The 2266-nt window shown below is 66.5% G+C and carries 2 protein-coding genes; both read right to left on the minus strand.

Annotated features, from left to right (window positions below; translation table 11 throughout):
- On the minus strand, nucleotides 1–967 hold a 967-nt coding region (locus WA317_RS19640), incomplete at its 3' end, for a glycosyltransferase (RefSeq protein WP_425174623.1).
- A gap of 76 nt (nucleotides 968–1043) precedes the next feature.
- Nucleotides 1044–1877: a formate/nitrite transporter family protein gene (locus tag WA317_RS19645; RefSeq protein ID WP_425174624.1), complete on the minus strand. Its 834-nt coding sequence runs from the start codon at nucleotides 1875–1877 to the stop codon at nucleotides 1044–1046.
- Between the last annotated feature and the right edge of the window lie 389 nt (nucleotides 1878–2266).

The following is a 2266-nucleotide window of genomic DNA, read 5'->3' on the forward strand; positions in this document are numbered from 1 at the left end:
GGTCGTTGTGGGCCAGTGCGCCGCTGTCGGCGGTGACGATCTCGGCCAGCGCTGACGTCCGGGACAAGACGACCGGTGTCCCGCAGGCCAGCGATTCCAGGGCCGCCAGCCCGAAGGTCTCGTGCGGACCCGGTGCCAACGCGACGTCGGCGGAGGCGAGCATGCCGGCGACGGTGTGCCGGTCAGAGATGAAACCGGTGAAATCGACGGGTAGTCCAGCGGCCTGTCGCTGCAGCCGTGCCCGCAACGGACCCTCACCCATGACGACCAGCCGCGCGTCCACCCCGGCCTCCCGCAGTGCGGCGACTGCGTCGATGCTGCGGTCGGCACGCTTCTCCACCGACAGCCGCCCACAGTGCACCAGCAGGATCTGCCCAGGCGCAGCCCACCTCCGCCGCACCGCGGCCGAGTATCGACGCGGGTGAAACATCGCCAGGTCCACCCCCAGCGGGACGGTGACGGTGTTCACCGCGCCCACGCGGTCGAATTCCTCGCGGGCAAACGCCGTCGTGCACACCACGGTGTCGTAGTGCGCGGCGGTGCGGGCGTTGGCGAAGTCGGCGAACCGGCGCGCGCGGCGACGTGGAAGGATCTGAGCCGCAAGGCGATCCAGTCGCTCGTGGGAGATCATGACCGTCCGGGCGCCGTGTGCGCGGCCCCACCGGCCCAACGACCGCAGCGTGAGCCGGTCGGAGACTTCAAGCGCGTCGGGCCGCAACGCTTCCAGAAGGGTGCGCACCGACGCCGGCATCACCGCGCGGTAGCCGCCGGTGAACGGAATCAGTCTGGCCGGCACGGTGATTCGCACCACGCCGGTGGGCAGTCGGGTTCGCTCGGCATGGCTGCCGGGGACGATCAGGTATACATCGTGGCCCCTGGCACAGTACTCGGCGCCCAGGCGGTCAACCGCAGTGCGGAGGCCGCCGGAACGGGGTCCGTAGAAGTTGGCGACCTGCACGACACGCATACATCCGAGAACAACCGTTACGTGTGTGCGCTCAACAATGTGCAGCCGACGGTGCGCTGAACAGTCTGTGAACGGCTCACAACGGGTTTGGCGCCTGCGACAGGTCGGCTTCGGCGTTGCGGCGCTCGATGAGCAGCCGGTCCTTGCTGCGCAACATGCGCAGCAAGGAAATCAGCACCAGCCCGCCGATCATGTTGCCGACAACGGTATAGCCGAACCAGTACAGCCAGTCCAGGTAGCCGAACGGTGCCTGGTTGGTGACCAGGGCACCGAAGATGAGCAGGGAGTCGAGGATCGAGTGGAACAGCTGCAGCCCCGCAAGCAGGAAGGCTCCGGCAGCGGCCGCCGCGATCTTGCCGAACACCGAGTCGGTGCCGTTCTGCATCCGGGTCATCAACGTGATGACCATCCCGGCGAGGATCGCCAGCGCAAAGCTCTGCGCGGACAGCGGCGCTGTCGCGAACCGGCCGGCAGTCTCCACCGCCTGCGTATGCAGATTGGGAAACGCCACCATGATGAGCCACATGAGCAGCCAACCGCCAGCCAGGTTGGCGGCCATGGTGCCGACCCAGAGCTTGATGAGCTGGCCGAAGGTGGCCCGCTTGGCGGCCACCGCGGCCACCGGGACGAGGAAACCTTCAGTGAACAGTTCGCTGCGGCCGAGCAGGAGAGCAAGAAAACCGATCGAAAATGCCACGCCGCCCAGCAGGACATTGTGGGTCTGATGGAGCACCGACAGGTAGGCGAGAATGCCCATCGCGACCTCGGTGCCGCCGAAGAAGCCGGTAACCAACAGTCCATGCCAGCTGCGTTGCAGACGCTGCGTGCCTTCATGGACCAACCTGGTGAAGGCGTCTTCGAGTTCGTCTTCGATGGGGCTGTCGGCCTTGCCGACCCGGGGTCGGCTCATCTGACTCACGGTGGCTTCCTCGGTGCTGGACGACATGTGCACCCCGAATACTAGGCAGACCAGCGGCGGTGACGGCCGTCAACCCAGACGAGCGCAGTCACATCCGCCACAGCTGTCACCGGTAGCGGGGACCGTCGTTGTGCCCAGCTCGTAGCGACAAATTCGTCCCGGCCCGGTCAGTTGTCGCTCGAAGGTGGGCAAACATGCTTACCTTCTCGCCCGGTACTCAAGTGAAGGTTGATGTCGACCAATTCACTGAGCGAGCAGATTGACCGCCGTCGCGAAGACCGAGGGCAGCGCGCGGGCGACGGGCACAATACTCGCCCGCAGCGGCGGGTGTGCACTCACCTGAAGGAGGGCCGCAGTAAGCAGTCGGTAACGCCGCGTCA

The organism is Mycobacterium sp., from assembly GCF_049802695.1.
In the GTDB taxonomy this organism is placed as follows: Bacteria; Actinomycetota; Actinomycetes; order Mycobacteriales; family Mycobacteriaceae; genus Mycobacterium.